Annotated in this window: 17 protein-coding genes; 9 read left to right on the top strand and 8 right to left on the bottom strand. The window is 69.9% G+C overall.

Annotation, left to right across the window (positions count from 1 at the left end):
* Positions 1–39 precede the first annotated feature (39 nt).
* Both pta and E1182_RS17605 read left to right on the top strand, forming a co-directional pair.
* Entirely contained in the window at positions 40–2,127 is a 2,088-nt protein-coding gene (gene pta / locus E1182_RS17610; protein ID WP_132266480.1) for a phosphate acetyltransferase, read from the top strand.
* Positions 2,124–3,245, top strand: coding sequence for an acetate/propionate family kinase (locus E1182_RS17605; protein ID WP_132266477.1), 1,122 nt, complete (start codon positions 2,124–2,126; stop codon positions 3,243–3,245). The genes pta and E1182_RS17605 overlap by 4 nt, the downstream gene beginning before the upstream one ends.
* A gap of 84 nt (positions 3,246–3,329) precedes the next feature.
* Here the strand turns inward: E1182_RS17605 and E1182_RS17600 are convergent, their stop codons facing one another.
* Positions 3,330–8,051, bottom strand: coding sequence for a glycoside hydrolase family 2 TIM barrel-domain containing protein (locus E1182_RS17600; protein WP_132266473.1), 4,722 nt, complete (start codon positions 8,049–8,051; stop codon positions 3,330–3,332).
* Between the two features lie 209 nt (positions 8,052–8,260).
* Here E1182_RS17600 and E1182_RS31165 point away from each other — a divergent pair, with 209 nt between their 5' ends.
* The gene (locus E1182_RS31165) at positions 8,261–8,407 is read left to right on the top strand and encodes a hypothetical protein (protein WP_165942641.1); all 147 of its coding nucleotides are present in this window, start codon (positions 8,261–8,263) and stop codon (positions 8,405–8,407) included.
* Positions 8,408–8,468: 61 nt separating this feature from the next.
* Here the strand turns inward: E1182_RS31165 and E1182_RS31160 are convergent, their stop codons facing one another.
* Both E1182_RS31160 and E1182_RS17595 read right to left on the bottom strand, forming a co-directional pair.
* Positions 8,469–8,642: a hypothetical protein gene (locus E1182_RS31160; RefSeq protein ID WP_165942640.1), complete on the bottom strand. Its 174-nt coding sequence runs from the start codon at positions 8,640–8,642 to the stop codon at positions 8,469–8,471.
* Between the two features lie 296 nt (positions 8,643–8,938).
* Positions 8,939–13,921 (bottom strand): fibronectin type III domain-containing protein, encoded by a 4,983-nt coding sequence (locus E1182_RS17595; protein WP_165942639.1) that lies wholly within the window; start codon positions 13,919–13,921, stop codon positions 8,939–8,941.
* A 587-nt stretch (positions 13,922–14,508) separates the two neighbouring features.
* On the opposite strand from E1182_RS17595, the gene E1182_RS17590 reads away from it, so the two are divergent.
* Entirely contained in the window at positions 14,509–15,474 is a 966-nt protein-coding gene (locus E1182_RS17590; protein ID WP_132266466.1) for a chlorophyllase, read from the top strand.
* A 37-nt stretch (positions 15,475–15,511) separates the two neighbouring features.
* Here the strand turns inward: E1182_RS17590 and E1182_RS17585 are convergent, their stop codons facing one another.
* From E1182_RS17585 to E1182_RS17575, 3 genes are all read right to left on the bottom strand, one after another.
* Positions 15,512–16,465 carry a zinc-binding dehydrogenase gene (locus E1182_RS17585; RefSeq protein WP_132266463.1) on the bottom strand — a complete coding sequence of 318 codons (954 nt, stop codon included), beginning with the start codon at positions 16,463–16,465 and terminating at the stop codon, positions 15,512–15,514.
* 74 nt (positions 16,466–16,539) lie between these two features.
* Complete coding sequence (locus E1182_RS17580; RefSeq protein WP_132266460.1) at positions 16,540–17,718, bottom strand: NADP-dependent malic enzyme; 1,179 nt, start codon at positions 17,716–17,718, stop codon at positions 16,540–16,542.
* A 140-nt stretch (positions 17,719–17,858) separates the two neighbouring features.
* Positions 17,859–18,200, bottom strand: coding sequence for a S24 family peptidase (locus tag E1182_RS17575; protein ID WP_132266457.1), 342 nt, complete (start codon positions 18,198–18,200; stop codon positions 17,859–17,861).
* Between the two features lie 83 nt (positions 18,201–18,283).
* On the opposite strand from E1182_RS17575, the gene sodN reads away from it, so the two are divergent.
* The 3 genes from sodN to E1182_RS17560 all read left to right on the top strand — a co-directional run bounded on the left by sodN (position 18,284) and on the right by E1182_RS17560 (position 19,646).
* On the top strand, positions 18,284–18,688 hold the full coding sequence (gene sodN / locus E1182_RS17570) for a superoxide dismutase, Ni (protein WP_132186416.1): 405 nt from the start codon (positions 18,284–18,286) through the stop codon (positions 18,686–18,688).
* Positions 18,689–18,753: 65 nt separating this feature from the next.
* Complete coding sequence (locus tag E1182_RS17565) at positions 18,754–19,245, top strand: GNAT family N-acetyltransferase (protein WP_132266483.1); 492 nt, start codon at positions 18,754–18,756, stop codon at positions 19,243–19,245.
* Complete coding sequence (locus tag E1182_RS17560) at positions 19,242–19,646, top strand: ATP-binding protein (RefSeq protein WP_132266454.1); 405 nt, start codon at positions 19,242–19,244, stop codon at positions 19,644–19,646. The genes E1182_RS17565 and E1182_RS17560 overlap by 4 nt, the downstream gene beginning before the upstream one ends.
* A 34-nt stretch (positions 19,647–19,680) precedes the next feature.
* On the opposite strand, the gene E1182_RS17555 is transcribed toward E1182_RS17560, so the two are convergent.
* Positions 19,681–20,070 carry a hypothetical protein gene (locus E1182_RS17555; RefSeq protein ID WP_132266450.1) on the bottom strand — a complete coding sequence of 130 codons (390 nt, stop codon included), beginning with the start codon at positions 20,068–20,070 and terminating at the stop codon, positions 19,681–19,683.
* A 42-nt stretch (positions 20,071–20,112) separates the two neighbouring features.
* Between E1182_RS17555 and E1182_RS17550 the strand changes: the two genes are divergently transcribed.
* Both E1182_RS17550 and E1182_RS17545 read left to right on the top strand, forming a co-directional pair.
* Positions 20,113–21,063 (top strand): diacylglycerol kinase family protein, encoded by a 951-nt coding sequence (locus E1182_RS17550; RefSeq protein ID WP_132266447.1) that lies wholly within the window; start codon positions 20,113–20,115, stop codon positions 21,061–21,063.
* A gap of 443 nt (positions 21,064–21,506) precedes the next feature.
* Positions 21,507–21,764 (top strand): WhiB family transcriptional regulator, encoded by a 258-nt coding sequence (locus E1182_RS17545; protein WP_073834718.1) that lies wholly within the window; start codon positions 21,507–21,509, stop codon positions 21,762–21,764.
* Between the two features lie 140 nt (positions 21,765–21,904).
* Here the strand turns inward: E1182_RS17545 and E1182_RS17540 are convergent.
* A partial coding sequence (locus E1182_RS17540; RefSeq protein WP_305792131.1) for a CbiX/SirB N-terminal domain-containing protein occupies positions 21,905–22,151 on the bottom strand: 247 nt, incomplete at its 5' end.

Genomic DNA, 22,151 nt, shown 5'->3' with positions numbered 1-22,151 from the left:
GGCGCAGGTCCCGGGCGGCGGGGGCGGTGATCTTCTAGGGTGGATCCCGTGGCCCGCAGTGTGTACCTGACCAGCGTGGGATCCGGCGGAGGCAAGTCGACCATCGCCCTCGGCCTCGCGGAACTCCTCTCCCGACAGGTCGAACGGATCGGCGTGTTCCGACCACTGGTCGACGACGCCGCGCCGGACCCGATCCTGGCCCTGCTCACCGACCGGTACCGGATCGACCTGCCACAGCCGGCACTGGCCGGCGTCGGTTACGCCGAGGCCGCCGCGCTGGCCGCGGACGGCCGCCGCGAGGAACTGATCTCGCGGATCGTCGAACGCTACCGGGAGCTGGAACGGCGCTGCCCGGCCGTGGTCGTGGTGGGCAGCGACTTCACCGCCGGCGGTGACGGGGCGGGCCCCGGGGAACTGGCCTTCAACGCCCGGCTCGCCACCGAGTTCGGCAGCGTGGTGGTGCCGGTCGTGGACGGGCACGGGCAGTCGGCCGAGACGGTCGCGGCCACGGCGCGCGGGGCGTACCACGATCTGGTGGACCTGGGCGCGACGGTGCTGGCGGTGATCGCGAACCGGGTTCCCGGGCCGATGACCCTGCCCGAGCTGCCGGTCCCCGCGTACGCCATCCCGGAGGTGCCGACCGTGTCGGCGCCAACGGTGGCCGAGGTGGCCGCGGCGCTCGGTGCCACCCTGCTGGCCGGGGACGACGCCGCGCTGGACCGGGACGTGCTCGACTACGTGGTCGGCGCGGCGCACGTGCCGATCCTGCTCGATCACCTGACCGAGGGGGCGCTGGTCATCACCCCCGGGGACCGGGCCGACCTGCTGGTCGCGGCGAGCGCCGCGCACGTCGCCGGGCAGGTCTCGCTGGCCGGGGTGGTGCTCACCCTCGGCGAACCGCCCGACCCCCGGGTGATGCGCCTGGTCGAGGGGCTCAACACCGGATTCGCGGTGCTCTCGGTGGCCAGCGACAGCTACCACACGGTCGAGGCGTCCAGCCGGATCGAGGGTCGCCCCAGCCCGGCCAACCCGCGCAAGGTGGAGGCCGCGCTCGGTGCCTTCGAGCAGAACGTGGACACCGTCGACCTGGCCCGCCGGCTGCGGGTCAGCCGCTCCGAACGGGTCACCCCGCTGATGTTCGAGTACGACCTGATCGACCGGGCGCGGGCCACCGGCCGCCGGCTGGTGCTGCCCGAGGGCACCGAGGAGCGGATCCTGCGCGCGGCGGAGATCCTGCTCCGCCGGGGCGTGGCCGACCTGACCCTGCTCGGTCGTCCCGACGACGTCGCCCGACGCGTGCGGGAGCTGGGCGTCGACGTCACCGGCGCCGAGGTGGTGGACCCGGTGACCAGCGGCTGGCGGGACGCCTTCGCCGAGGAGTACGCGACGCTGCGCGCCCACCGGGGCGTCACCGTCGAACTGGCCCACGACATCGTGGCGCAGCCGAACTACTTCGGCACGATGATGGTGGCGACCGGGCACGCCGACGGCATGGTCTCCGGAGCCACCCACACCACGGCGGCCACCATCCGCCCCGCCTTCGAGATCATCCGCACGGTGCCCGGGGTCTCGGTGGCCTCCAGCGTCTTCTTCATGCTGCTGGCCGACCGGGTGCTGGTCTACGGCGACTGCGCGGTCAACCCCGACCCGGACGCCGCCCAACTCGCCGACATCGCGATCTCGTCGGCGGACACGGCGGCCCGGTTCGGCATCGAGCCGCGCGTGGCGATGCTGTCGTACTCGACCGGCGACTCGGGTTTCGGCGCGGACGTGGAGAAGGTCGCGGCGGCCACCAAGCTGGTCCGTGAACGCCAGCCGGACCTGCTCGTCGAGGGGCCGATCCAGTACGACGCGGCGATCGACCCTCAGGTCGCGGCCACGAAACTGCCGGACAGCCCGGTGGCCGGGCGGGCCACGGTCTTCGTCTTCCCCGACCTCAACACGGGCAACAACACGTACAAGGCGGTGCAACGGTCGGCGGGCGCGGTGGCGGTCGGCCCGGTGATGCAGGGTCTGCGCCGGCCGGTGAACGACCTGTCCCGGGGCGCGACCGTCGCCGACATCGTCAACACCGTGGCGATCACCGCCATCCAGGCGGCCGGGTCGCCGGAAGGCAGGGACTCGTGACCGGTCGGGTGCTGGTGCTCAACTGCGGGTCGTCGTCGGTCAAATACCGGCTCTACGACGGCGAGACCATCCGCGACCGGGGCACCGTGGAACGGGTCGGCGAGCCGGGCGGCGGGCCGGCCGACCACACCGCCGCCGTACGCGGGATCCTGGAGCGCCTCGACCTGGCCGGTCTGGGGGCGGTGGGGCACCGGGTGGTGCACGGCGGCCGGCGGTTCAGCGAGCCGGTGCTGGTCGACGACGAGGTCTTCGCCGCCATCGAGGACCTCGTCCCGCTCGCGCCGCTGCACAATCCGGCGAACCTGGCCGGGATCGAGGCGGCCCGCCGGGCGATGCCGGACGTCCCGCAGGTCGCCGTCTTCGACACCGCGTTTCACCACACCCTGCCCGAGGCCGCCGCCACCTACGCGATCGACCGGGACGTCGCCGAGCGGTACGGCATCCGCCGGTACGGCTTCCACGGCACCTCCCACGCGTACGTGTCGAGACGCACCGCGGACCTGCTCGACCGGCCGTACGCCGAGCTGCGCACCATCACCCTGCACCTGGGCAACGGGGCGAGCGTCTGCGCGGTCGACGGCGGTCGCAGCGTGGCCACCTCGATGGGCATGTCGCCGCTGGAAGGGCTCGTCATGGGCACCCGCAGCGGCGACCTGGACCCGACGATCGTCTTCCACCTGCGCCGCGAGGGCGGGATGGAGGTGGACGCGATCGACGACCTGCTCAACCACCGCAGCGGGCTGCTCGGCCTGACCGGCGTCAACGACATGCGTGAGGTGCTGGCCCGCCGGCAGGCCGGGGACCCGGCCGCCGCGCTCGCCTTCGACGTCTACTGCCGCCGGATCACCGGCTACGTGGGGGCGTACTACGCCCTGCTGGGGGCGGTGGACGCGGTCACCTTCACCGCCGGGGTGGGCGAGCACTCCGCGCAGGTCCGGGCGGCGTCGCTGGCCGGCCTGCAGCGGCTCGGCATCCGGGTGGACCCGGACCGCAACGCCGGCTCCGGCGACCGGGTGATCTCGCCGGACGGCGCGGAGGTCGCCGTCTGCGTGGTCGGCACCGACGAGGAGCGGGAGATCGCCCTGCAGACCCGGGCGGTGGTCGCGGCACGGGGCTGAGCCCGAGGGGCCGGGGCCGACGGACGTCGACCCCGGCGACCGCCGGCGCGGCGGCGACCGGGGTCGCCGCCGCGCCGGTACGGTTCAGGTGGCGCAGGCCAGCCGGGCGCCCGCCCAGTCGCCGTGGTCGTTGCCGTTTCCGTCACCCGCGTCGGTGAGCCGCAGTTCGAGCCGCCGCCCGCCGGTCACGTCGACGCTCAGCGACTCCGGTCCGGCCGCACCGGTCAGCACCCCGGACCGCGCCCGCAACTGGCCGTCGACCCAGACCTCGAAGACCACCGAGCCGCCGTTGCCGCTCTCGTCGTCGACCCCCACGTCCGAGCGGAACGAGGTGCACCGCGCGGCCATGTCCAGGGAGACGACCGACACCGCGTGCCCGCCCAGTCCCTTGTCGTACCGGATGCCGCCGACGGTGAGCGGACGGCCGTCGCCGCGGGGCTGCTCGGCGTTGCTGCGGTCCTTCTCCACCGGACCCCAGCCGTTGGACTCCTCCACCCACGGCAGGTCGCTGAGCCAGACCGAACCGGCCGGCAGCGGGGTCCGTACGGTGGCCGTCGCGGTCACCGTGCCGCGGAACCCGCCGCCAGAGGTGGCCGCGACCGTGGCGGTCAGCCGGTGCGTCCCGAGGTCGGTGCCGGCCGGCGCGGTCACCTGGAACACCGCCGTGCCGGGTGTGCCGGCCGCCACCGTGCCCAGCTCGGCGGTGGCCGGGGTGACCGTCCAGCCCGCCGGGGCGGCCAGCGACGCGGTGACGTCGCGCAGGCCGTCGGCGCAGTGGGCGGAGACCGACACCTCCACCCGCTCGGGGGTGCCGGCGGTGACCTCACCGTCGGTGCGTACCGCCACGTCGGGCGGGCAGGGGGCGGTGGCCTGCGAGTCGACCACGCCGCCGGCCCGCACCTCGCTCTCGGTGAGCGGACGCAGCACCAGCTCCTGCTGGTGCCGGGCGGTCGGGGAGACCCAGAACGGGTCGAGCACCGAGTTCGGGGTCTCCCCCATCCCGGTCTCCTTGGCCGCCGCGTGCAGGGTCACCCAGCCGTCGTTGCGTACCAGCGGGAGCTGGTGGTCGTACTCGGCCCGGTCCAGGTCGTCGTACGGGGTGACGCTGACGTCCAGGGCACCGCCGACCAGCAGCCCCGACTTCTTGCCGTCGCTGAGGGTGGCCCAGGCCGCGTCGGTGTGGTTGCCGTACGCCTGCGGCCGGGAGTAGCGCACGTACTCCTGCTCCACGGTGGACTTCCAGACGCCCATCAGCGCGCCCGAGCGCCGGTCGTTGTACGTCTCGTGCGGGCCACGCCCGTACCAGGCGAACCGGTCGAGTTCGTCGTTGACCTGGATGGCCACGCCGACCCGGGGCAGGTAGGGCAGCGAGCCGGCCCGGGAGCCCTTGGCCTGCACCTCGTTGCTGAGGCTGATGGTGCCCCGGGCGTCGATCCGGTACGTCTGCGTCTGGTCGAACGACAGCAGCGCCTCGGTGCCCGCGCCGGCCGAGGTCGACCGCACCCGCACGACCACCGCGCCGCCCTCGGTCGACGTCTCGAACCCGGTCACCGTGCTGCGCAGCCGGTCGAGCCCCACCTCGTGCCAGATCCGACGGTCGTCGGTGCCCCAGCTGTAGGTCTCGTTGCTGGTCGGCGGCCGGTACACGTCGAGCTGCGGCCCGGTGCGCAGCAGCTCCTGACCGTCGCCCCGCATCGAGGTGAGCAGCCCGGACCGGGCGTCGAACCGGTAGCGCCAGCCCTGGCCGGCGATGGTCAGTTCGTCCCCCTCGCGGGTGGCCGTCGGGGCCGGGCCGGTCGGGGTGGGGCCGGGCAGCACGCCCGGCACGATCCGGCCGCCCAGGCTGAACTGGTCCTGCCCGAGGATCCAGTCGCGCTCGGCCCACGGCACGTCCGTGGTGCTGGTGGCGGTGAGCGTGAGGTGGCGCTGCCGGTGGTGCGGGTTGGCCGGTGCCGGACCGAGGTCCAGGTCGACGGTCTGGCCGGGGGCCAGGCTCAGGGTACGGCTGCCGGAGCGCAGCGTCCGGTCGATCTCCTGCTGCGCCCAGGTCAGCCTGACGTTCAAGGTGCCGGCCTGCTGCTCGTTGTGCATCCGGACCTTGCCGGCCGCCGCGTCGACGGCGGTGAACCGGATCGGGGCGTGCGCCCAGGCCATCTCCTGGACCTCGGGCTGCAGGTCGCGGTCGGAGCCGACCAGGCCGTCGGTGCCGGAGAGGCTGAGGCCGAGGCTGAGGAAGTCGCCCTGACGGTCGTACCGGTCGAAGTCGAGCGCGAGCGCCGCCCGGTCGACCGGATCGGCGGCCAGGTCGGTGTCGGTGAGCGCGGCCGGGTAGATCCGCACGTCGTCGACGAGCCCACGGCCGGTCCGGGTGCGCAGGTCGTCCTGCTGGGTCTCGGCGTTGCGGCCGATGTTCACCTCGTACAGCCCGGGGTCGATGGCACCGGTGTGGGCGACGGTGGCGACCTGCCGGCCGTCGATGAGCAGCCGCAGGGTGGCGCCGTCGTAGACGCCGGTCACCCGGTGCCAGTTGTCGTACCAGTCGGCGGGGACGGCGGCGACGACGGTGGCCCGGCCGGCTCCGGCGCGTACGCCGAACTCGAGGGTGTCGGCGTCGCGCATCTGCAAGCCGTACGACTGGCCCTTGGTGAGGATCGGGAAGCTGCCCGCCCACTGGCCGGGTGTCACCCAGGCGTCCAGGGTGAGCGCGGAGCCGGTCACGTCGAGCCGCCGGTGGCGGAACACGTCGACGTAGTCGTCCAGGCTGGACAGGCCGATCGCCTGGCCCCGGTCGGGCCGGCCCGGGGCCGGTTCCGGCTTGCCGACCAGGAAGGTCTGGATCCGGTTCGGTGACCGGTCGGGGGTGAGGATCAGCGGTTGGCGCAGGTTCTGCTCGGCCCAGTCCCAGATGAACCCGCCCTGGATCTGCGGGTATCTGCGGGCCAGCGCCCAGAACTGGTCGAAGTTGCCCAGGCCGTTGCCCATCGCGTGGGCGTACTCGCCCATGATCTGCGGCTTGGTGCCGGCGGTGGCCTTGGCCTCGAGCGAGGCCGGGGTGGGGTAGCGCGGGCCGGACACGTCGGCGAAGGGGGCGTCACCGTCGGGCGAGTTGGACTGGTGGTACAGCAGGCGGGTCGGCTCGTTGGCGTCGGCCCAGGCGGCCATGGCGTGGTGGGCGGAGCCGAGACCGGCCTCGTTGCCGGTGTCCCACATGATCACGCTGGGGTGGTTCTTGTCCCGGGCCACCATCGCCGCGAACCGGTCCGCGAACGCCGCCGCCCACTCCGGCTTGTCGGCCAGGCAGACGCTGGGGCACCGCTCGCGGGCGTGGGTCTCGATGTCGACCTCGTCGGCGACCCAGAGCCCGTGTTTGTTGGCCAGGTCGTAGAAGTACGGGTCGGACGGATAGTGGGCGGTCCGCACACCGTTGATGTGCAGCTTCTTCATCAGGAACACGTCGGTGCGTTGCGCGTCCCGGCTGACGTACCGGCCGGTGTCCGGGTCGGTCTCCGCCCGGTTGGTGCCCTTGATGAGGATCCGCTTCCCGTTGACCAGCACCTGCCGATCCCGGACCTCCACCTCGCGGAACCCGACCGGTTGGGCGGTGGCGTGCTCGGTCCTACCGTCCGGGCCGAGCAGTTCCAGGGAGAGGGTGTGGAGGTTGGGGTCCTCGGCGCTCCACTTGGCCGGGTTGATCACCGGCGTGCTCAGGGTGACCCGGCCGCCGGTGCTGCCGGTCGTCAGGTCCACGTGGCCGGCGAGGGTGGTCACCGTCCGTCCGTTCGGGGCCAGCAATCTCGCCCGTACGGTGTGCCGGCCGGTCCTGCCCTTCGCGGACCGGGCCACGTCGACCTGCGCGGTGAAGGTGGCGTTGCGGTGGTCGGAGGCCAGGTCGGTGGTGAGGTACGCGTCGCGCAGCCAGGTCGCTCCGGTACGGCGCAACGTCACGTCCCGGAAGATGCCGCTGTACCGCCACTGGTCGTAGTCCTCCAGGTAGGAGCCGGAGCCCCAGCGGTGCACCTGTACGGCGATGCGGTTGCGTCCTGGCCGCAGCAGGGCGCTGACGTCGAACTCGGCGGGGGTGTATCCGCCCTGGTCGTATCCGACGTATCCGCCGTTGACCCAGACGAAGTATCCGCTGGTGGCCCCCTCGAAGCGCAGGAACACCTGGTCGCCGGCCCAGTCCAGGGGCAGGTGGACGGTGCGCAGGTACGCGCCGGTGGGGTTGGTGTCGCGGGGGACCTTCGGCGGCTCGGCCGGCCAGATCTCCTCCGGGATGTTGCGGAACATCGGGTGGTCGATGAAGTCCGACTGCCAGGTGTGCGGTACGGACACCGCCGGGAAGTTCCGCTCGTTGAAGGTGGGAGCGTAGAAGTTCGCCGGTACGTCCTCGGGCCGGTTGAAGATCTTCAGTCGCCACTGGCCGCTGAGCGAGGTCACCTCGGGGTTGGGCGCGTCGTGTGTGGTCACGTCGGCGACCGCGGCGCGGACGTCGGGGTAGGGCCGCAGGTCGGCGTGGGGCGGCTGCTGCCCCTCGCCGGTCATGCCGGGGTTCTCCAGGTAGCGGTACACGTCGGCGGCGTTCTTCGGCCCGCCGGTCGGGTCGACGGTCCGGGTGGGCAGCGTGTGCGGTGCCGGGTCGGGCGCCATCGCCGCAGCCAGAGGCGCCGCAGCCAGGGGGGTCGCTGCGGTCGCCGGCGCGGGCAGGGTGACCGGGCCGAGCACGAGGGTGAGGGCGAGGGCGGCACGGACGGCCGCGCGGGTCGGTGGTCCTGTGTGGTGGGTCAGGTCCGGTCGGGCGTGAGACATCGTCTGCTCCCAGGCTTCGCAGTCATGACGACATCGCCTAACAGAACCGAAACCGAAACGACATCGCCGCACAGTTTCTAACATCGCCGAACAGCCATATACAAGAGCGTCGACAGTTTCCGACCAAATCGGACACGCGGGTTTCCGCCGAGGATTCGACCGGGTACAGCTCCGGCCACCATCGGTCCTCGTCACTCAAGGAGATCGTCGTGTCGGTCCAGGCGTTCCTCTACCTCGTCGCGGTCATCCTGATCGCGCTCGCGGCGCTGCCCATCCGCACCCGGGGCATCTCGCTGGCACTACTGGGCGCCGCGTTCGCCCTGCTCGCCTACGCCTGGCCGGTGCTCACCAGCTGAGGACCGCAGCGCCGCGGGCCCGGGCCGCGCCGGGCCGGCGGCTCACACCACGGCGGCCGGCTCAGCTCAGGACGAGCCAGGTCGCCACGGCGACCAGCAGCACCCCGACCACGGCCCCACCGAGCACCAGCGGCAGCCGGGACGGCGACTCGACCGCCGTCGTCGCGTCCGGGGGGTTCGCGAAGGCACGGAACTGCTCGGTGTTGCCGCTGGGGTCCACGTATCCGTCAGACATGCCGTGACCCTAGCGAAGGAGCCCGCACCGCACCGCCCCCGTCGGACGGCACCGTCCAGTTCAACGAACGGTTACTTCCTCCGTCAGCAGACCAACCCGGGACTGTCACCCACGCAACCTGCTCGCAGCCTCGCCCCACGCGGCCAGGGCGGTGGTCCTGTGACACCCCGGACAGCGGACCGCTCTGCCCCATCGTCACGTCCCCACTGGCCAGCGCGCCCCTGGCTTTGCTGCTCAGCTCATCCGTACTGAAGGTCAACACGGCCATCAGTACGGATGAGCCTGCTGCGATGAATTCAGGGGACGTTGGGGATGTTGCGGAGGCTGAAGGGGATAGCCTTGTCTTCTGCCGCGTATTGCGTCAAGTGCGCGCGCACAGCATTGTCAACGTCGGCCCTTGTTAATGAGAGACCATGCCGCTCGTACAGGTCCACACCTATGTTGATTGATCGGCGATCGCCGGCATCGGTAATGCCCACCAGCGAGGCAGCGTATTGCAACCAATCACGGGAGAACATCGCTCGGCGACCCACGTAACCGTAGTGAATATTCGACCAGACGTCATAGTAAATTTCATAAGGCCGCCCCGTTACGCGATAGAAGAGGCCTTTATTGCCGTATTCGACGCCCGGTCCCAGCACCCGGGAAATACTGGGCTTGTGATCCCACACGCTCCCAGGGGCGACTAACGCACCAAAGACAGCATTCGCGTTTGTCCAACCAATGTCGGTGCCGCTCTGGACGTTTGCACGTATGCCCTCCAGAACAGTCGAGCGGACATTTTTGTGCATCTCGCTGTAGATATAGGAGACCACCGATTCATACAGATATGAATCGTCGTTTGTCTTGTAAGTGTATCCGGAGTCAACAGCATTGAGGTTGCGAGTGGGCCCCTCGACGCCGTACTTCGATGCAACAACCTCCACCCACCAGAGACTCGGCTCATATAGTTGGTTAATAGTGAAGGACGTTCCAGTAATCGGGTACGGCAGCCTCGTCATGCTCTCCCGAGGCGGCCAAAACTCGTCTCCATTTCGCTTTTTGTAGTAAATCACGTAGCCGTCAGCGCCGACCACCGCAGGCCAAGATGCCTTGATACCGAAGAGGACAGGTTGCAGGTTGATGTCGTCTACCGGGGGAGGCTTAGGCATAGTCGCTCGGGCCACATTCGAAGGACTGCTGACTCCCGCGATGTTTGTTGCCGCAACCTTGAACTCGTAGGTCCGGCCCGGGATCAATTGATCGACCTTCATGGTGCGAACGTTGACCGGGTAGGGCAACTGAACCCACGCCTTATTGGCTGTCACATCGCGCTGGTAAACCAGGTACCAGACATTCGGCGTCGGGCTGGCTGCCCAGTTCAGGGTGGCCTGCCCGAGCCCGGCAGTCACGGTCAGACTCGCGGGTGGCTGCGGGATCGGTGGCATCGGTCGTGCACTCGCGACGTTTGACGGTAGGGAGTCGCCGCTGAGGTTGTTGGCGCGGATGCGGAACTCGTAGGTGTGCCCGTTCCAGAGGCTGTTCATGGTGACAGACGTGCCGTCAACCGGATACGGGGCTCTGGTCCAGGCCTGACCGGTGGCGGTGTCTCGGTATTCGATCCAATACCAGACGTTCGGGGTCGGGCTGGCTGTCCAACGCAAGCTGACCTTCCCGTCACCAGGGGTCGCGGTCAGCCCGGTGGGGGCCTGCGGCTTCGGCGGCATGGGTCTTGCCGAGACCTCGTTGGAGGGCGCGCTGTCCCCCGCGACGTTGTTGGCGAGGACTCGGAACCCATAAGTATGACCGTTGGTCAGATAGTTGATCGTGATCGCTGTGGCATCGACCGGGTCCTTCAGCCGGGTCCAACCCTGACCTGCGCTTGTGTCGCGCATCTCGATCCGGTACCACACGTTCGCGGTAGGGCTCGCCGTCCAGCGCAGGCTGACCTTTCCGTCTCCCGCTGTGGCAAGCAGCCCGGTGGGCGGATGGGGTTTCGGTGGCATGGGTTTGGCGGTTGCCGTCGGCGTTGGTGCGCTCTGTCCTGCTGAGTTGGATGCCGTTACCCGGAACTCGTAGATGTGACCGTTGGTCAGGTACTCCAGCACCTGGGACGCGGCCGTCGTGGGATGGGCGAGCCGCTGCCACGACTGGCCGGCGGTGCTGTCGCGGTAGTACACGACGTAGTTGACGTTGGCCGTGGGGCTTGCCGTCCACTTGAGGGTCGCTTTGCCATCCCCTGCGGTCGCGGTGAGGTTGGATGGCGGAGACGGGAGGCTGTAGTAGGCGGTGACCTGGATTGCCGTCGAGCTTGCGCCCTCGCCACCTGCGCTCGTCGCCGCGACCTTGTATTCGTAGACGTGCCCGTGTTGTAGGTACTCCATCGTGATCGAGGTCTGGGTGGTCAGGTATTCCAACCGGGTGAAGTTGCTCTGCCCGGCCGTGACATCACGCCAATAGATCACGGAGTAGACGCCGGAAAATGGTGCGTCCCAGTTCAGCTCGATCTTGCCGTCGCCCGCTGTCGCGCCTCGTAGGTTTGTCGGCACCGGTGGCGGGGCGTGTCGAGCGGTAGCGCGGACCGGCGCTGTCGCTGGGCTCTCACCAGCGGCATTGGTCGAGGCGATCTTGAATTCGTACTCGTGCCCGTGGGTCAGGTACTGAGCAGTTGCGGTAGTGCCCTCGGACACCGGCAGCGGCCACTTGCTGAACTGCGACTCGCCAGCGGTCACGTTCCGCTGGTACACGGCGTACCACAGGTTGGGGCCAGGAGCCTGCCAGGCGAGCGCGATCGTGCCGTTTGACTGGGCGGTGGCTTGCAGTTGGGTCGGGGCCGTGGGCAGCGCTGGCTTCGGGGTCGCCCGGACGATGTTGCTTGCTGGGCTTTCCCCCGCGGCATTCGTTGCGGCAACCTTGAACTCGTACTCGTGGCCGTTTGTCAGGTGGCTGGCAGTGGCGCTGGTGCCCTCGGTGACAGGGAAGGGCCACTTGCTGAACTGCGTTTCACCAGCCGTTACGTTCCGCTGGTATACCGCGTACCAAACGTTGGACTGTGTCTCTGTCCAACTTAGGTCCACCCGTCCGTCGCCGGCTACGGCCGTCAGCCCGGTGGGTGCCTTGGGCGGGGCATAGGTGGCCGTCGCCCTCGCCGGATCGGACGGTGGCGACTCGCCGGCTTGGCTGGTAGCGGCGATTCTGAACTCGTACTCGTGCCCGTGGGTCAGGTACTCGGCGGTTGCGGTCGCGCCCTCGGTGACGGGTGCCGGCCAAGCGGTGAAGTCCGTCTCACCTGCTGTGACGTCCCGCTGGTACACCCGGTACCACACCCCGCCGGGTGATACGGCCCAGGCCAGCTTGATCGTGCCATCGGTCTGGGCGCTGGCCGTCAGACCGCTCGGTGCGGCTGGCAGGGGGTACGTGGCCACGCCACGCGCGAGGTTGGACGCCCCCGAATCCCCGCCCCTGTTGGTCGCGACGATCTTGAACTCGTACTCGTGCTCATGGATCAGGTACTGCGCGGTCGCGGTTGTTCCTTCCGTGACCGGCAACGGCCAGGCGGTGAATTCCGTTTCCCCGGCGGTGACATCCCGCTGGTAGACGCGATGCCAGGCCTCGCCCGGCGGGGCCGTCCACGACAGCTTGATCGTGCCGTCCGGCTGCGGTGCCGCCGACAGTCCGGTAGGCGCGTCCGGTGGCGAGTAGAAGGAGGTCGCTCGTACCAGGTTCGAGTAAGGCCCCGCTCCTGAGCCGCCCACGGCTCGCACCCGGAACTCATACTCGTGCTGGTGTTCCAGCCAGTCCACCACGAGGGTGGTCTTCGTTCCATCCGGGTGCGCGACCGTGTGGAATTCGGTCTGCCCGGCGGTGATGTCCCGGCGCTCGACCTCGTAGTACCAGCCTCGGTCGGCAGCGCTCCAACTCAGGGAGATCTTACCGTCGGCCCCTGCGGTCGCCGTCAGGTTGCTCGGTGCCGTCGGGGGTTGCACCGAAACGGTGGCCGACACCGGGTCCGAGGCTCGCCCTTCACCGACCCCGTTCTCCGCCGTCACATAGTACTGATACGTGTGCGCGTTCCTGAGAAATGTCAGGTCCACTGACGTTCGATCAACCGACTGAGGCAGCCGCACCCATTGGATCTGGCCAGCCGTCACATCCTTCTGGTACACCCAGTACTTTAGCCCATCACCTGCTGGCGCATTCCAAGACAGGCGAACACCGCCCTCGGTGTCGACGCTTGCCATGAGGTTGGTCGGCTTGCCGGGTAACAGTGACGGGTCTGGTTGCGGCCGCGGCCACTGCACCTCGACGAAACGCGGCCGGTAGACCGACACGTCGTCCAGCGTGACTTGCCTATCCAGGCTGTTCACGTTGTAGGAAATCAGCAGCTTGCCGTCAGGGGCCAGGTTGGGGTGAAGCGAGGTGTCGTAAACCATCACTTGCCGGCCGCCGTTGCCCTCGGGCGCGCGGGCCAACTCGATCGGTCCATCGAAGGGGCCGGTCAGCGAGTCCGCGGTGTAGGCGACAATCACGGAGTTAAAGACCAGGTGGCCTTCCATCGTCACGAGCAAGTACCGCCCGTCAACCTTTTGCACCGCGAAGGAGGTTCCCACACCGCTGGCGATACGAACCGACTCTCGCTCCTGACCCGACCAACCGCTTCCGGTCCAGAACTGCCACGGACCGGCCAAGCCACCCTGCGGGACACGCGCCAGGTGGGCGAACTTCATGTCGGGAGTGTGCTCCGACCCGTAGATGTAGGTGTACCCGCCCTCGTTGTACAGCTCCTGACCCCAGGTGATCGAACTGCCAAGTGGAAGGTCTCGGACCTCCTGGACGGACAGACTGGGCAACGCCAGCGTCACGAGGGCGTTACCGGTTGGTTTGACGTCCAGCATCCCCGGACCAGTGGACTCGTACCTGTTGACCATCACTCTCAACACAGAACCGTCAACTAGGGCGTCAGCGACCCAGCAGCCGAGCCCCACGCTGTCGTCGCACATCAGCGACTTGGGGGCTGCGGCTGTGCCGCCATGCCGTGTCTCGATCAGCCCGCTGTCATCCTGGACCACAAGTGTGTTGTGGACCATGGGACTGCTTGCCGGACGCGAGCCGTCCCCATTGACGGCACCGAGGAACGTGTCTGAGAAGAGCCATGCCACCCGCCCATCGGGCAACGTGACCGAGACCGTACGATCCCCACCGGTCCAATGACCTCCCGCGTTTCCGTACTCCGTCCACATCGCGTTGAGCTCAGCTGCCGACATCTGGCCGACCGCCTGAAGGGCGGCCGCCTTGGCCACCGCTGGCGGACCTATCGTGAACGCGAGCAGAGCTCCCAGCCCGGCGGCAAGCACCTGCCGCCACCGAACACGATGGGCGCGTTTACGAGCAGAACTGCCCAGGAGCAGAAGGTTGGGGAGCTCACCAACAGACCCGGAATGTCCGTAATGCATTGAATCCTCAATATGATCAGCGAACGGAGGTGGCCGCAATTACATTGAGCAAGCATAAGAAGGGCCAGCACATGAGTAAAGGGCGCAACTCAGGCTAACCGACGATCTCTTCAGCGTCAATGAGTTAAGGTCTGACCATTCGCGAATTTTTGCACCGGCTCGCCGACATGATGAGCAGCAACGCTGGGCTGACCAATCACGCTCTCCATTACGAAAATGTTACGTCAATTTGCCGCATTCGGACATTGTTAAGGCAGTTATGCCGACTGCGGGGCAACCTCGTTTTCCCGTCAGCCGGCGGCGCACCGAACGTGACCGCTGTGGCCCGAGCGGTGGAGCCGACCCGGCCGACCGGACGACGGCCCGTACCGCCCGAGACAGGATTCCGGCGACCGGTTGCCGGAAAACCCACCGACGGAGGCACAATCGTCACCATGCCCCGTCGCCCCACCCCGATCGCGCTCGCCGCCGTACTGCTCGCCGCCGCTCTCGCCGGCTGCTCGGCCACGCCAACCCCGGCCGCCACGCCGGCCGCAGCGTCGAAGCCACCCGCGGCGACCACCCCCGCCCCGGCGCCCGCCGGCAGCGCGCCGAGCGAAACCTTCGCCGTCGGCGTACGCCTGCTGCGGTTGAACCGCGGCGGCGACCGGCCGTTGCCGGTGACCATCTGGTACCCGGCCTCGGGTGACGCCGGCAAGGCGCCCAAGCGCGGCGCGACGGCGGCAAACGGCCGGTTCCCGGTCGTGGTGTTCAGCCACGGCCTGGGCGGAAGACCGGACGACTACGCGGCACTGCTCACCCCGTGGACGGCGGCCGGGTTCGTGGTGGCCGCGCCCACCTTCCCGCACACCAGCCGGGGCACCGACAACAACGCGTTCGACGTGCTGAAGCAGCCCGCCGACGTGTCGTACGTGCTGGACCAGGTGCTGGCGCTGGACACGAAGGCCGACGACCCGTTGCGTGGCCGGCTCGCCACCGACCGGGTGGCGGCGGCCGGGCACTCGGCCGGTGGGGTGACCACCATCGGCCTCTTCGGGGTCAACCGGGACAAGCGGCTGGACGCGGGATTGGTCTTCGCCGGCACCGGAATCGGGGTGGGCACGGCGTTCGCCGGCACCGCCGCACCGCAACTCTTCGTGCACGGCCAGGCCGACGAGGTGGTGAAGTACGCCGCCGGCAAGGCGGTCTACGACGCGGTGCCGTGGCCGAAGGCCATGCTCAGCCTCCCGAAGGGCGACCACGGCCGGGGGCTGCTCGGCAACGGCGCGGCGCTGCGGGTCATCACCGACACCAGCGTCGACTTCCTCCGCTGGACCCTGTACGGCGACGAGAAGGCCAAGGCCCGCATCCCCGAGGGCGCGACCCGCGGCGGCATCGCCACCCTCGACGACCACCTCTGACAGCGGCGGCGCGACCCGGCGGCCGCGGGTCGCGCCGTCAGGCGGTGTGGTCGACGACGACCTTGCCGAAGACGTCACCCGAGTGCAGCCGGGCGAAGGCCTCCTCGACCCGGCTGAACGGGACGACGCTGTCCACCACCGGGTGGATCTGGTGCTCGGCGCAGAAGGCCAGCAGCTCGGTCAGCTCCTCCGGGGTACCCATCGAGGTACCCAGGATCTCCAGCTGCATGGCGAAGACCCGGCGCAGGTTGACCTTCGGCTCGTGCCCGGCGGTCGCCCCGGAGACCACGATCCGGGCCATCGGCGCGGCGGACTTGAGCGAGTGGTCGAAGGTGGCCGCGCCGACCGTCTCGATCACCACGTCGACCCGTTCGGGCAGGCGTGCGCCCGGCTCCAGTGCGGTCGCCCCCAGCTCGGCGATCCGCTCCCGTTTGCCGGCGTCCCGGCTGGTCGCGTACACCCGCTTGCCGAGCGCGACGCCGAGCGCGACGGCCGCGGTGGCCACGCCCCCGCCCGCGCCCTGCACCAGCACCGACTCGCCCTCGTCCACCCGCCCCTTGGTGGTCAGCATCCGCCACGCGGTCAGCCAGGCCGTGGGCAGGCAGGCCGCGTCGGTCGCCGACACCCCCGCCGGCAGCGGCAGCAGATTCACCCGGGGTACGGCCACCCGCTCGGCCAGGGTGCCGGGGAAGTGCTCGGAGAGGATGGAGACCCCCCGCGGGTCACCGGGGGTGGGCACCACCGGGTAGATGACCACCGCACGGCCGTCCGGGTCGGTGCCGACGGCGTCGCAGCCGAGGATCATCGGAAGCTGGTCGACGGTCAGCCCCACCCCGCGCAGTGACCAGATGTCGTGGTGGTTGAGCGAGCTGGCCCGCACCTGCACGGTGACCCAGCTTCCATCGGGATGGGTCGGCTCGGGGCGCTCGCCGACGGCGAGCGCGGCGAGCGGGTGGTCGGTGTCGAAGCGGGAGGCAAAGGCGGCACGCATGATCGGCACCGTAACAAGGGAACCGATCGTCGAAGAAGGGCCCGAGCCGATCGCTCGGGCCCTTCTTCGACAGGTCAGGCGCGGGCGACCCCGTCGCGGCGGGCCGCCTCGGCGACCGCCTGCGCCACCGCCGGGGCGACCCGCGGGTCGAGCGGGGAGGGCACGATCGCGTCGGCGGTCAGTGACTCGGCCACCACCGCGGCGATCGCGTCGGCCGCGGCCACCTTCATCCCGTCGGTGATCCGGGTGGCCCGGGCGTCCAGCGCGCCCCGGAACACGCCGGGGAAGGCCAACACGTTGTTGATTTGGTTGGGGTAGTCGCTGCGCCCCGTGGCGACCACCGCCACGTGCCGGGCCGCCACCTCCGGGTGCACCTCCGGAGTCGGGTTGGCCAGCGCGAAGACGATGCCGCCCGGGGCCATTCCGGCCACCGCCTGCTCCGGGATCTCCCCGCCGGAGACGCCGACCAGCACGTCGGCGCCGCGCAGCGCCTCGGTGATGTCGCCCTCGCGTCCCCCGGTGTTGGTGGTCTCGGCCAGGTACGCCTTGGTCTCGGTCAGGTCGGCGCGGTGCCGGCCGATGATTCCCCGGGAGTCGCAGACCACCACCTGCTCCGGGTTGACCCCACCGGCGATCAGCATGCGGGTGACCGCGACCCCGGCCGCGCCCGCGCCGCTGACCGTCACCCGCAGGTCACCGAGCTTGCGCTGGAGCAGGGTCGCCGCGTTGCGCAACGCGGCCAGTACGACGATCGCGGTGCCGTGCTGGTCGTCGTGGAAGACCGGGATGGACAGTTCCTCGTCCAACCGGCGTTCGATCTCGAAGCAGCGCGGGGCGCTGATGTCCTCCAGGTTGATGCCACCGAAGGACGGCGCGAGCATCTTCACCGCCGTCACGATCGCGTCGGTGTCCTGGGTGTCCAGGCAGATCGGTACCGCGTCGACCCCCGCGAACTGCTTGAACAGCACCGCCTTGCCCTCCATGACCGGCAGCGCGGCACGGGGGCCGATGTTGCCCAGCCCGAGCACGGCCGAGCCGTCGGTGACGACCGCGACGGTGTGCGACACCCACGTGTAGTCGTCGACCAGGGCCGGGTCGGCGGCGATCGCCTCACAGACCCGGGCCACGCCCGGGGTGTACGCGAGGGAGAGGTCCTCCCGGCTGGTCAGCGGGACGGTCGAGGCGACGGCCAGCTTGCCGCCGACGTGCAGCCGGAAGACGGGATCGTCAGGATCCACGGTGGACGCAGACATGGTGACTCCAGGATCTGTCGAGCAGACGGAGCGGCCGGGTCGAGGCACGAGGTGAGGCGTCGACAGCGGCGCGCGGTGCGGGGGTCACCCAGGCACTTTCCGAGTCTAGTCAGGCCCCTCGTACCAGCATGTGAGCAGGGTCATAACTCCCGCCGGCGGGGCACCCGGCCGGGGCGCGGCCAGTAGCGCAGCACCACCCGGCCCAGTACGTCGGCCACGCCGTACGCCCGGGAGTCGTCGGTGACCAGGTCGTTGTCGCCGCGTACCCACCAGCCGCCGTCCTGTGGACGGACCGCGCGCTTGACCACGAGCAGGTCGGGGCGGGTGCGGAAGACCGCGACCACCACGTCGCCGGGGCGGATCGCGCGAGCGCCGACGCGGACCAGCAGCGCGTCGCCGTGCCGCAGGGTGGGCGACATGGACGGGCCGGTCACCCCGACGGCGGCCAGCGGGCGGCGCAGCCAGGCGCGCTCCACCGTCATCAGGTTTCCCCTCCGCCCCTATCGGGGACGTGCCAGGAGTAATCTCAGGTTGGATCATCGCAAACATCCCGTGGAGGACTCTGATGCGACTTCCCCGCATCCTCTCGCCCCGTGTCACCGCAAGCGCCCACTGCGACCTGCCGTGCGGCGTGTACGACCCGGCGCAGGCCCGCATCGAGGCCGAGTCGGTCAAGGCGATCTGCGAGAAATACCAGGCCAACACCGACCCGGAGTTCCGCACCCGGGCCATCCTGATCAAGGAGCAGCGCGCCGACCTGGTCAAGCACCACCTGTGGGTGCTCTGGACCGACTACTTCAAGCCGGCCCACTTCGAGAAGTACCCGCACCTGCACCAGCTGTTCAACGAGGCGACCAAGCTGGCCGGTGCGGCCGGTGCCAAGGGCGGGACCGACCCGTCCAAGGCGGACGAGCTGCTCCAGAAGATCGACGAGATCTCCAAGATCTTCTGGGAGACCAAGCAGGCGTGAGTCGGCCTTTCCCGCCGCCGTCGATCCGGCCGGCACGTCCCCGCGACGTGCCGGCCGTCGTTTCGATGGTGCACGAACTCGCTGACTACCAGCACGCCGCCGACCAGTGCCGGCTGACCGCCGAGCAACTGACCGAGGCGTTGTTCGGCCCGTCGCCCGCTCTCTTCGGGCATGTGGCGGTCGACGCCGACGACGAACCGGTGGGCTTCGCGCTGTGGTTTCTCACCTTCTCCACCTGGGTCGGCGGGCACGGCATCCACCTGGAGGATCTCTACGTCCGGCCGCCGTTCCGGGGCACCGGCGCGGGTCGGCTGCTGCTGGCCACGCTGGCTGCCACCTGCGTGCAGCGCGGCTTCGGACGCCTCGAATGGTCGATGGTCGACTGGAATCCGGCCGCCCGGTTCTACGCCTCGGTCCGGGCGGTCCCGGTGGAAGGGCTGGTGCCGTACCGGCTCAGCGGGCCGGCGCTGCACGCGCTCGCCGCACAGGCGGAGGCGGCCCCTGCCCCCGGGAACGCCCGAGAGGGTAGAGTCCCCGACCAGGGGGATGAGGCGTGACTCAACTGACCGGGCAACCGACCACCGACGACGACGTGGTGCACCTCACCGTGCCCGCCGACGGCGGCTACCTCGGTGTGCTCCGCACCGCCACCGCGGGGCTCGCGGCCCGCCTCCAGTTCGCCCTGGACGAGATCGAGGATCTGCGCATCGCGGTGGACGAGGCCTGCGCCATGCTGCTCGCCATCGCCACCCGGGACGCCGAACTGGAGTGCTGCTTCGCGGTCACCGAGGACGCGCTCACCGTCGAGGTGACGGTGCCGGTCGTGCCGGGCGCGACGCTGCCGTCGGAGTCCTCGTTCGCCTGGAAGGTGCTCACCGCGCTGACCACCGCCGCCGCAGCCCAGTCGGCCGACGGGCGGGCCACCATCTCGCTGCTGACCCGCCGCTCCGGCTACTGACCGTCGGCGGCCACCGCCGTGGCCGCGCCGGGTGTCACCCGAAACCCAGGGCCCGCGTGGTGGGCGGGCTGAGCAGCAACGCGCAGACCCCGACGCCGAGCGCCATCAGCGGTGCGCCCCACCACCCCAGTCCGGCCTGGACCATGAACCAGCCGATGGGTAGCAGCATGAGCTGGAGCACGATCGCCGGCGCCCGGGCACCGGCCCGTCGGCGGGCCAGCGCCCCACCGAGGGCCCAGAGCGCGGCGGTGGCGCCGATCGCGAACCCGGTCACCAGAAGCGCCGACACCAGGTCGGTCCTGGTGGCGGTCAGGTCCGCCCAGATCAGCCAGCCGGCGAGCAGCGCCAGGGCGGCGGCCTCACCGCGCAGCAGCCGTACCGCCCACCGGAGGGTGTCGGGCAGCGGGTCGCAGTCGCGCGTCACGCGGCCACGATACCCGCCGGCGAGCGCGGTACAGTGCCGCCCATGCGGGCCGTCCTGGTGGTCAATCCGAACGCCACCACCACCAGCGAGCGCAGCCGGGACGTCCTGGTCCGGGCGCTGCGCAGCGAAGTAGACCTGTCGGTGCGGTACACCCGCCGCCGCGGGCACGCCACCGACCTGGCCCGGGAGGCGGCCGAGGAGGGGGTTGACGTCGTCGTCACGCTCGGCGGGGACGGCACGGTCAACGAGGTGGTGAACGGTCTGATGACGGCCGAGCCGCCGACGTTCGGCACGTCAGGTACCCGCGCCGAGCGGCTGCCCGCCCTGGCGACGGTGCCGGGTGGTTCGACGAATGTCTTCGCCCGCGCCTTGGGTCTGCCCCGGGAGTGGCCGGAGGGCACCAGCATGATCCTGGAGGGGCTGCGGCTGGGCCGGTCCCGGACGATCGGGCTGGGTCGGGCCGACGACCGCTACTTCACCTTCTGCGCCGGCTTCGGCGTGGACGCCGCGGTGATCCACCGGGTGGAGCAGGCCCGCCGGCGGGGCCGGGTGTCGACGCCCGGGTTGTACTTTCGGGCAACGGTGAGCCAGTACTTCCTCGACTCGGATCGCCGGCATCCGGCGATCTCGCTGGAGCGCCCGGGCGAGCCCGTCGAGGGTGAGCTGGCGACGGTCATCATCCAGAACTGCGCCCCATGGACCTACCTGGGCGATCGGGAGATCAATCCGAATCCGGAGGCTTCCTTCGACCTCGGGCTCGACGTGCTGGCACTGCGGCAGCTACGGGTGGTCAGCACTACACGCACGGTCACGCAGTTTGTCTCCCGGAACCCGGATCCACATGGCAAGCGGGTGCTGCGGCTACACGACGTCCCCGAGTTCACCCTGGTCAGCAGCCGTCCCCAGGCCTTCCAGGTCGACGGCGACTACCTTGGCGAACGAGAAAAGGTCAGATTTTCCTCCATTCCCGGGGCACTGAGAGTAATCTGCTAGGTCTCGGGTAACGCCCTTGGTCGGCGATCGTTACACCGCACGAAGCGGTGGGCGCCGCGGACAGGAGGGTGATGCCGGAAATGTCTGCATTGTCACGCGCACTGTACTACATTGACTATCGACTGTGGCACGCCGGGTAACCGGGGAGGCCGCAAATCTAGACAAAGGGGTCGTGAGCTTGCTCACCGTGCGGAGTTTTTCCTCGCGTCACCCTTGACATCGACAGCGTTCGTGAAAGTATTCACAAGCGAACTTGAGTTACCGGGCATTGCCGGGACGCGCTCCCCCGACGGAGCCGTTGCAGCAGGTCCCGGGGCTGAACGAGCCTGCTCACGCATTGCTGAATAGTCGGGCGCGAACCGTTACGACCGGCACTGCGGACGCACATAAGAAAAAGCACCAGCGTTATCTGCCACCCATCCAGAATGAGGAGTGTTGCCGCCATGGACTGGCGCCACGATGCCGTCTGCCGCGACGAGGACCCGGAGCTGTTCTTCCCGATCGGGACGTCCGGTCCGGCCCTGCTGCAGGTGGAACAGGCGAAGGCCGTCTGCCGGCGCTGCCCGGTGACCGACCAGTGCCTCCAGTGGGCACTGGAGTCCGGTCAGGACGCCGGCGTCTGGGGTGGGATGAGCGAGGAGGAACGCCGCGCGGTGAAGCGCCGCGGCGGTCTCCGGGTGCTGCGCGCTCACTCCGCCTGACCCACCGCCAGCCGTAACGCCCCGGCCGGGTTCCACCCCGCCGGGGCGTTACGCTGTCCGCGTCCCGTACCACAGGAGATCACCGGCCAGCAGTCGTCGAGCTGGCCCTGCCATCTGGCGGCTGCCACCTGGCGACCAGGTCACGTCCGCACCGAGCGGTCCACCCGGCGCAGCACCAGGTCGGCCAGTTCGGGCGCGTCGGTGAGCGGCCCGCTGACCGCGACCGCGCCAGCGGCACGCGCCGCCGCCACCACCCCGTCGTGGAAGAGCCCCGGCGCCAGGAAGTAGCCGACCACCGCCACCCGCCGGGCCCCCGCCGCCCGCAGCCGGGCCACCGCCACGTCGGCCGTGGGCGGAGCCGCGGAGGCGTACGAGACGGTGCAGGGC

The organism is Micromonospora sp. KC721, from assembly GCF_004348355.1.
Lineage (GTDB): Bacteria > Actinomycetota > Actinomycetes > Mycobacteriales > Micromonosporaceae > Micromonospora.
Note: the sequence above shows the minus strand (reverse complement) of the source record. Positions and strands in the feature narration are given on the sequence as shown.

Excerpts from the sequence above, each read along its gene's own strand:
- E1182_RS17600 (WP_132266473.1), bottom strand. The coding sequence starts at position 8,051 with ATGTCTCACGCCCGACCGGACCTGACCCACCACACAGGACCACCGACC.
- E1182_RS31160 (WP_165942640.1), bottom strand. The coding sequence starts at position 8,642 with ATGTCTGACGGATACGTGGACCCCAGCGGCAACACCGAGCAGTTCCGT.
- E1182_RS17590 (WP_132266466.1), top strand. The coding sequence starts at position 14,509 with ATGCCCCGTCGCCCCACCCCGATCGCGCTCGCCGCCGTACTGCTCGCC.
- E1182_RS17585 (WP_132266463.1), bottom strand. The coding sequence starts at position 16,465 with ATGCGTGCCGCCTTTGCCTCCCGCTTCGACACCGACCACCCGCTCGCC.
- E1182_RS17580 (WP_132266460.1), bottom strand. The coding sequence starts at position 17,718 with ATGTCTGCGTCCACCGTGGATCCTGACGATCCCGTCTTCCGGCTGCAC.
- E1182_RS17575 (WP_132266457.1), bottom strand. The coding sequence starts at position 18,200 with ATGACGGTGGAGCGCGCCTGGCTGCGCCGCCCGCTGGCCGCCGTCGGG.
- sodN (WP_132186416.1), top strand. The coding sequence starts at position 18,284 with ATGCGACTTCCCCGCATCCTCTCGCCCCGTGTCACCGCAAGCGCCCAC.
- E1182_RS17565 (WP_132266483.1), top strand. The coding sequence starts at position 18,754 with ATGGTGCACGAACTCGCTGACTACCAGCACGCCGCCGACCAGTGCCGG.
- E1182_RS17550 (WP_132266447.1), top strand. The coding sequence starts at position 20,113 with ATGCGGGCCGTCCTGGTGGTCAATCCGAACGCCACCACCACCAGCGAG.
- E1182_RS17545 (WP_073834718.1), top strand. The coding sequence starts at position 21,507 with ATGGACTGGCGCCACGATGCCGTCTGCCGCGACGAGGACCCGGAGCTG.